Here is an 8,687-nt window from a genome sequence, read left to right on the forward strand (position 1 = left end):
CCGGCAATCAATATGATCAGCTCGATTACGGCCTCAATGAGGAGTTTGTAATTGCGGCAGGTCAGGAATAAGAAAGAACAAAAACAATGTTCTGCCAATGAAATCTCTTTTTTACAGTTTGCTTTTTGCTGTCATTCCCTTTATCCTTACTGCTCAGGATGTGTACCACAACCCCGTCATTCCGGGTTTTCATCCCGATCCGAGTGTATGCAGGGTGGATAGCAATTATTATCTGGTTACCAGTAGTTTTGAATTTTTTCCTGGTGTTCCTGTATTTCATAGTCGTGATCTTGTTCACTGGGATCTGATTGGCTACTGCCTTACACAAAAAAATCAGCTCAATCTGGAAAAAGCTCCTCCTTCAGCGGGTATTTATGCCCCGACATTGCGCTACCATATGGGGACGTTTTATATGATAACAACCAACGTAAGCGGAGGGGGTAATTTTATTGTAACTGCCAGTGATCCGCGAGGCCCCTGGTCTGATCCCGTTTGGATTGACCAGTCAGGAATAGATCCTTCCCTGTTTTTTGATGATGACGGGAAAGTCTATTACACAGGCAATACTCCGTGGGACGGGAGTGAACAAGGTATATACCAGTTTGAAATCGATCCCTCCACCGGAAAAAAACTTTCCCCTGTCCGGCTTATTTGGAAAGGAACAGGAGGCAGATATCCTGAAGGTCCCCATCTCTATAAAATCAATGGTTGGTATTATCTCATGATTGCAGAAGGGGGTACCGAATACGGCCATATGGAAACCATTGCGCGAAGCAAATCACCCTGGGGACCTTTTGAGCCCTGTCCGCGGAATCCTATACTAACCCATCGCAATGCCAATGGACAGTCCATTCCGATCCAGGGGACAGGACATGCCGACCTGATTCAGGCACACGACGGATCGTGGTGGATAGTCTTTCTTGCTTTCAGGCCTGTTCAGGGAAACTGGCACCACCTGGGCAGGGAAACTTTTCTGGCGCCGGTGGTCTGGGATGAGTATGGCTGGCCCGTGGCAGGGATCAACGGAACTGTATTGCCTGAAATGAAAGTAAAAACCCTGAAACAAACACCTGAAAAGAACAATGCTTTTATGGATGATTTCAACAATAAGAGCCTTTCGTTGGAGTGGAATTATCTTCGTAATCCTGATTACTCCTGCTATTCCCTTACCGAACGAGACGGATGGCTCTGTTTGAAAGGAAACCGCTTTACGCTCGACTCGGTTGCTTCGCCTGCATTTATTGGTATCAGACAGCAACATTTTTCCTTCACTGCCACCGCAAAAATGGATTTTGAACCCAAACGGAATGGTGAAGAAGCAGGAATTACAGCATTTATGAATAACCGGTTCCATTACAGGCTTTGTGCCGAAATGAAAGAAGACCGGAAAAAGTATATTGTTCTGAATCACAGATTAGGATCGTATTCCTATGAGGTCAGCAGAATGCCTTATTCGGGCAGTGTAGCCTGGTTGCGCATAACTGCTTCTCCCGAAAGTTATACATTTAGCTTTTCATCAGACGGTAAGAAATTCACCATAATCGGAACAGGAGATACCCGTTTCCTTTCTTCAGAAGTTGCTGGGGGATTTACCGGTGTGTTCATCGGACTATACGCAACAGGAAAAGGAAAACCATCTTCAGTACCTGCATACTTCGATGCGTTTGAATATGTGCCCGGTGATAAATGATTTTCTTTGCAGGATGGACAGAAGGCTTATGGATTGGCATTTACCATGGGAAAAGATGGAAAAGCTTTTCAATTTGAAAAAGGGATATAAAAAATTACCAGATATTAACCTTATACCTATGAAAAAATCTGCAGTTGTTATCTTTGCTCTTGCTATGGCAGTTATAGCATGCAGCCCACGCTCCTATGAAAAGACCAGCCGGGGTATTATCGTAACCAACGGTAAGAACTCGCTGATAGTTCAGGTAATGAAACCCGGAATAATCCGTGTTTTTGCTTCTCCCGGAACAGACATTCCCCGTAAGGAAAGCCTTGTTGTGACAGAGAATTTTGAGACAGAAGGATCATGGGAAGTAGCAGAAGACACTCTTGCTGTCAGTCTTACAACCCAGAATCTTCAGGTGAAAATCAATAAAAAAACTCTTGCTGTCACTTTCCTTGACAGGGAAGGCAAAGTGCTACTTGCTGAAAAGAACGGAGGCGGAAAATCATTCTCACGCATTCAACTGCCGGACGATTCAACATGGGCTGTACGTCAGCAGTTTGAGCTTTCGCCCGATGAAGCTATTTACGGACTGGGTCAGCACCAGGACCGGACGCTGAATCTGCGCGGAAAGGTATTGAGCCTGTTTCAGCATAACCGGGAAATATTTGTTCCGGTGGTGGTATCAACCAACGGATACGGATTGTTATGGGATAATTATTCATGGACCCGCTTTGGCTCCCTCGAACCGTCACCCCGGATACCATCGGAGTGCTGGGCCGACAAATACGGTAAAACGGGCGGACTTACCGCAACCTATTTTACTGACAGGTACTGCAAAATTCCTTCGCCAATAAAAAGCAAACAGCCTGTCAGGCCATTTGATCTTCCTGAGGCCGGAAAGGACAATATCATGAGCATGCGGCTCGAGGGAACTCTTACCGTGCCTGAAACAGGCGAATACCAGTTTGAAAATACCGGACAGCAGGAATTTCGTTTCTGGCTGAACGGAAAGCTGGTTCGCGATTACTGGAGTGCTTTTCTGAAGGCAACAGACTATACCAGGCTGACGCTTGAAAAAGGGGTGGCTTATACTGTAAAAATGGAGTGGGGAAGAAGCAGTGCTTCCGAAACAATGGATCTTGCGTGGCGAACTCCTTCCATGCGCGACGATACCCTGTCTTTCTGGTCCCAGGCAGGGAAAGGTATTGACTATTACTTTATCTACGGACCTTCAATGGATGAGGTGATAGCCGGTTACCGGAAACTTACGGGGGATGCCCCCATGATGCCCCGCTGGGCATACGGCTTCTGGCAATGCCGGGAAAGGTACAAAACACAGGAGGAAGTTCTTGCCACTGTGAATGAATTCAGAAAGCGCAAAGTTCCTCTTGATGTTATTGTTCAGGACTGGCGTTACTGGAAAGACGACCAGTGGGGATCCCATGAGTTTGACAGCACCCGCTATCCTGATCCCCGAGGAATGACCGATAGCTTGCATGCCATGAATGCCCGCATCATGATCAGCGTTTGGGCCAAATTCTATCCCACCACAAAAAATTACCAGGAATTGAATGAAAAGGGATTTCTTTATCCATACAACATTGTTCATCAGTCAAGGGATTTTCTGGGAAATCTTTTTGCCTATTATGATGCATACAATCCCGAAGCCCGCAAAATATACTGGGAACAAATCAAACGAAATCTGTTTGATGCGGGCATTGACGCCTGGTGGCTCGATGCCACGGAACCGGAAGTGGGAGAAAATATTCCCCCTGAAAATATGGCGGAGCGGATGCACCCCAACTATTTCGGTTCAGGTTGGGAGTATCTGAACGCTTACCCGCTTTTTACGTGCAGGGGAATTTACGAAAACCAGCGAAAGACTGCTCCCGATCAGAGGGTTTGTATTTTGAGCCGCTCCGCTTTTGCCGGGCAGCAGCGTTATGCTGCCACCTCCTGGTCGGGCGATATTGTAGGCCGCTGGGAAACGTTCCGGGCGCAGATTCCGGCCGGACTGAGTTTTTCGGTCTCAGGAATTCCCTACTGGACAACGGATATCGGTGGTTTTATGGTGGATTACCCGGGAGGAAATGCCAATCCGGAATACAAAGAATTATTCACCCGATGGTACCAGTTTGGAGTGTTCTGCCCGGTATTCAGGGTGCATGGTACCAGTACCCCCCGCGAAATATGGTTTTTCGGAAACCCCGGCGATCCATGGTATGATGTTCAGCTGGCTATGAACAAACTTCGCTACCGCTTATTCCCCTATAATTATTCGGTTGCCGCCGATGTCTCCCGAAATGGCTATACCATGATGCGGCCACTGGCCATGGATTTTACAAACGATAAAACAGCCCTGAATATCGATGATCAGTATATGTTTGGTCCGGCTCTGCTGGTTAGCCCTGTAACACAATATCAAACCTACTCAAAATCCCTGTATCTCCCGGAATGGTCCGGCTGGTATGATTTCTGGACAGGAATATTTTTCAAGGGAGGTATGAGCATACAGGTCCCTGCACCCCTCGATATTATTCCTGTTTTTGCACGTGCAGGCGCCATCCTGCCGCTGGGACCTGAAAAGCAATATACGGGCGAAAAACCTTCTGATCCTTTACAGCTGATGGTGTATACGGGTGCTGACGGAACTTTTGTGCTGTACGAAGATGACGGACTTACCTACAAGTATGAACAGGGAGAATTCAGCCTGATACCGTTCCGCTGGAATGAAAAGGGCAAAACCCTTGAAATAGGCGACCGAAGCGGAACATTCGACGGAATGCCCGGGCAGAGAACCATCGAAGTCCATCTGGTCTCACCTGACCATCCCTGCGGCTACAATCAAATGACCCGCCCCGACACAACAGTTACGTATAACGGTAAACGGATGGTTCTATCTTTCTGATTCCATGCAGCTGAATTACCGAGAACTGTGGGATGAAACCAGATACCGTAAGATTCTGGAAATACAGCATGAGGATATCCTCAGCTTTATTGCAGGCCAACTGCGGCCCAATAACTTTGCCATGCAATTTTTTTATGGCTTCAATTTAGCTCTTGTCGTGTTTTTCCTCTTGACAATCAGCAGGGATTTCAGAGTGGCACCTTTCTCCTTTTTCTGTGCCCTGCTGGTTTTTATGGCGGGTATCCCTCTTTTTCTTATCCTGCTGGTACCTTTGCATGAAATGCTCCATGCACTTGCATTCTTTCTTCTGGGAGCCAGAAAAGTCCGCATCATACCCAGGTGGGAAAAACTGATGGTATATGCAGTTGCTGACAAATTTGTGCTGAATTTCAGGGAATTTGTTTTCCTTGCACTTACACCTTTTGTCCTGATCAATGTCGGTCTGATCATCCTGTTGTTTGTCATGCCCGGGGTTTGGAAATACGCCGTTTGGTCTGCTTTGTTTTTCCATGCAACAGGTTGCATCGGTGATTTTGCCCTGCTGGGTTTTTTGAGCCGGAACAATCCGTCGGAAACCGTTAATTATGACGACTTTTCTGAACAAAAAACATTTTTCTTTGAAAAAATTACAAATGTTGATTAACTAACCAGGTAAAATTATGAAGCGTATGCACAAAGTTCTGATGTTCTGTCTTGCTTTGTTTCCCTTGGCTGTTCTTATGAGCAGTTGCGACAGGGAGCCTTCTGCTGTGGGAATAGTACCAAAACCGGTTGATCTGAAAGTGCATGCCGGCCATTTCCGGCTTGATTCAGCCGTCCGGATTGTTTTACAAAATGCGGCAGATACCAATTCCCGCATGGCGGTGAATTATCTTAATGGAAAAATCAAGGAATTGCTCGGTTCTCCTCTGGGCATTGCTGAAAAAAAAGTGCGGGGCCCGAGAATTATTGTGAACGTTGATTCCACGCTCACCTTTCATCCCGAAGGCTACGAAATGAAGGTGGCCCGGAAACGGATTACCATCAATGCCAGAACCGCTCAGGGGGCCTTTTATGCTTTTCAGACCCTTCTTCAGCTAATGCCTCCTTCTGCCGGCTCTCCCGGAATTCAAAAGGGTATGATACGCATTCCCTGCGTTACAGTGAAAGATTATCCCCGTTTCAGTTACAGGGGTATGCACCTCGATGTATGCCGCCATTTCTTTCCGGTGGAATTTATCCTGAAACAGCTGGATGTGATGGCTATGTATAAACTCAACACCTTCCACTGGCACCTTACCGAAGATCAGGGATGGCGTATTGAAATCAAAAAATACCCCCTGCTTACCCAAATCGGTTCCAGAAGAACCGAAGGAGAAGGTTTTGAATACGGAGGGTATTATACTCAGGATGATATCCGCAAGGTGGTGAAGTATGCTCAGGAACGTTTTATACGGGTAATTCCCGAGATTGAAATGCCGGGTCATGCTCTGGCTGCTCTTGCCGCATATCCTCAGCTATCCTGCACGGGCGGCCCTTTTAAAGTGCGGAATTTCTGGGGTGTGGAGGAAAATGTGTTTTGTGCCGGCCGGGAAGAAACGTTCGGATTTATCACCGATGTGCTCACTGAAGTAGCTGCTCTCTTCCCATCCGAATACATTCATATCGGCGGTGACGAATGCCCCAAAAACCGCTGGAAAAATTGTCCCCGTTGTCAGGAACGCATACGGCAGGAAGGTCTGAAGGATGAAGCGGAACTGCAAAGCTATTTTATCAAACGGATTGAAAAAATTCTGCTCAGCCTTGGAAAGAAAATGATCGGATGGGACGAAATCCTGGAAGGAGGTCTTGCTCCTTCTGCTACCGTCATGTCATGGAGAGGAGAGGAAGGAGGTATTGATGCCGCCATGCAGGGGCATGATGTGGTAATGACCCCCGGTGATTGGGTTTACCTTGATCACTACCAGGGAAGCCCGAAGGTGGAACCTGTGGCCATCGGCGGGTATACTACCCTGGAAGAATCCTATAACTATGATCCTCTGCCTGAAAAGCTTCCTGCAGATAAGCACCATTTTATTCTCGGATGCCAGGGAAATATATGGACGGAATATATGTATACGCCTGAAAAGGTCGAATACATGGCGTATCCGCGCATTATTGCCCTGGCCGAAGTGAACTGGAGCCCCAAAGAAAGCCGCAACTTCGCCGATTTTCTGTCCCGGATGAATAACCAGTTCCCTCGTCTCGATGCCCGCGGAATCAATTATCATATTCCTCTGCCGGAAGGACCTCCTGAATTTGTTGCATTTACTGATTCAGTTACCCTGTCATTTTCCAGTTCACGGCCTGTTAAAATGGTTTATACTACCGATGGTAGTGATCCTTCGGAAACTTCTCAGGAATATACGGAACCACTCACTGTAAGGGAAAACACCGTGCTGAAGATTCGTTCTGTCCTCCCGTCTGGCAAAATGAGCAGTGTGCGGACGATAACGGCGGAAAAACAGACGCCCGCAGGTGCCTTGCAGGTTGCATCCCGCCCGGGTCTTCGCATGAAATCAACCGAAGGAAATTTTATCCGTATAAGTGATCTGGAAAATGCAAAGAATTGGAAAGAACAGATCATTCAGAATCTGTCAGTGCGGTTTAACCGGGAAAAGCCTTCTGCTGCCGTAATTACGGGATACATTGAAGTGCCGGAAACAGGAGTATACTATTTCTCCTCCGATAACGACCAGGTTTGGATTGCCGGCCGGTTGCTGGTCAATAACGACGGCGAAGTGAAACGATTCAGCCGGCACGATAGTTCCATCGCCCTGGAGAAAGGAAAGCATGCCCTGAAAATTGTATTCCTGAACAACACCATCGGCGGTTGGCCTTCAGCATGGAATGGACTCAGCCTGCAATGGAAGAAAGAAGGGGAGCAGGACTATAAACCCGTCGGGAAAGAATTCCTTTCATACTAACCTTCTTTGCAGGCTGTGCAGGAAATTGCATTACAGTACTGATCTGTTAATTTATTATATATCAGCCGGTTGGCCAGGAACGCCATCCGGCTGATTTGTGTTTGGTTTTTTCCGGAGGCTTTTGCAATCCGGGGTGTGGCAGGCAGGTTTCAGCGGAACCCTCTCTGCCGCATGGCTTCATATATAATAATGGCCGCCGAAATACTGACATTTAGCGAATCTGCCTGCCCTGTCATGGGAATTTTAATAAGTTCGTCAGCCTTCCGGAGCCAGAAATTGCTTAATCCTTCCGATTCGGTGCCCATGATAACAGCTGAAGGTTTTGTAAAATCGGCCTGGTGGTAATATTTTCCGGCTGGCAGAGCGGCAGCAAAGGTATGGATCGCTTTCTCACGGAGGTATGCCAGAGCCTCTTCGCTGGTGCAAACCACCACAGGTACGGTAAACAAACACCCCCGGCTGGCCCTGACAACATTAGGATTGTAAATGTCGGTGCGGGGATCGCAAACAATAACAGCGTGTACGCCGGCTGCATCTGAGGTTCGGAGAATGGCGCCGATATTGCCGGGCTTTTCTACCGATTCAAGCACTACCAGCAACGGATTGTCGGGAAGAAGCAACTGTGGGAGCGATACAAAACGGGTTTCAGCCACCAGGCAAATCCCTTCAGAATTTTCCCGGTAGGCAATCCGGGCATATACTTCCGGGGTCACTTCGTAAATGTCGTCTGTATAACCTGCAGTCTGAACCAGTTCTTCTATTTTCCGTGACGGAAGAATGCCAGGGCAGTAAAATATGCTTCGTACTATATAACCAGCCTGAAAAGCCATACGGGCTTCCTTATATCCTTCTACCAGGAACAAACCCTGTTGCTCCCTTTCCCTGCGCTTTTCCAGCTGAAGAATATCCAGTATCTTCTGATTTCTTGTGCTGGTAATCCGGCCTGTGATTTTCATACCATGATAAATATTTGTAAAAATACATGATTCGGTATATACCTATAATACTGCATGCAATTTTCCACAAACGTCATATTTTATCTCAACGATTTTTCAGTCTTCATAATCAGAAATTCAATGTTGAAATATTTTCTGAAACGTTCGTCAAAAACATTGATTTTCACTGCATTTATAACAAAAATTTACCTTAATTTTCATTA

At 46.9% G+C, this 8,687-nt stretch carries 5 protein-coding genes; 4 read left to right on the top strand and 1 reads right to left on the bottom strand.

Annotation, left to right across the window (positions count from 1 at the left end):
* The first annotated feature begins 97 nt into the window (after positions 1 to 97).
* The 4 genes from GX419_07900 to GX419_07915 all read left to right on the top strand — a co-directional run bounded on the left by GX419_07900 (position 98) and on the right by GX419_07915 (position 7,528).
* On the top strand, positions 98 to 1,690 hold the full coding sequence (locus GX419_07900; protein NLI24609.1) for a glycoside hydrolase family 43 protein: 1,593 nt from the start codon (positions 98 to 100) through the stop codon (positions 1,688 to 1,690).
* A gap of 118 nt (positions 1,691 to 1,808) precedes the next feature.
* Positions 1,809 to 4,583: a DUF5110 domain-containing protein gene (locus GX419_07905; GenBank protein ID NLI24610.1), complete on the top strand. Its 2,775-nt coding sequence runs from the start codon at positions 1,809 to 1,811 to the stop codon at positions 4,581 to 4,583.
* Positions 4,584 to 4,587: 4 nt separating this feature from the next.
* A complete protein-coding gene (locus GX419_07910; protein NLI24611.1) occupies positions 4,588 to 5,226 on the top strand; it encodes a DUF3267 domain-containing protein in 639 nt (212 codons plus the stop codon).
* A gap of 25 nt (positions 5,227 to 5,251) precedes the next feature.
* Positions 5,252 to 7,528, top strand: a complete 2,277-nt coding sequence (locus tag GX419_07915; GenBank protein ID NLI24612.1) for a family 20 glycosylhydrolase — start codon at positions 5,252 to 5,254, stop codon at positions 7,526 to 7,528.
* A 149-nt stretch (positions 7,529 to 7,677) separates the two neighbouring features.
* On the opposite strand, the gene GX419_07920 is transcribed toward GX419_07915, so the two are convergent.
* Positions 7,678 to 8,484: an RNA methyltransferase gene (locus GX419_07920; protein NLI24613.1), complete on the bottom strand. Its 807-nt coding sequence runs from the start codon at positions 8,482 to 8,484 to the stop codon at positions 7,678 to 7,680.
* Positions 8,485 to 8,687: the final 203 nt, after the last annotated feature.

The sequence above is a fragment of the Bacteroidales bacterium genome, from assembly GCA_012517825.1.
Classification (GTDB): domain Bacteria; phylum Bacteroidota; class Bacteroidia; order Bacteroidales; family JAAYUG01; genus JAAYUG01.

Coding starts and splice junctions, on each gene's coding strand:
- GX419_07920 (NLI24613.1), bottom strand. CDS start 8,484: ATGAAAATCACAGGCCGGATTACCAGCACAAGAAATCAGAAGATACTG.
- GX419_07910 (NLI24611.1), top strand. CDS start 4,588: ATGCAGCTGAATTACCGAGAACTGTGGGATGAAACCAGATACCGTAAG.
- GX419_07905 (NLI24610.1), top strand. CDS start 1,809: ATGAAAAAATCTGCAGTTGTTATCTTTGCTCTTGCTATGGCAGTTATA.
- GX419_07900 (NLI24609.1), top strand. CDS start 98: ATGAAATCTCTTTTTTACAGTTTGCTTTTTGCTGTCATTCCCTTTATC.
- GX419_07915 (NLI24612.1), top strand. CDS start 5,252: ATGCACAAAGTTCTGATGTTCTGTCTTGCTTTGTTTCCCTTGGCTGTT.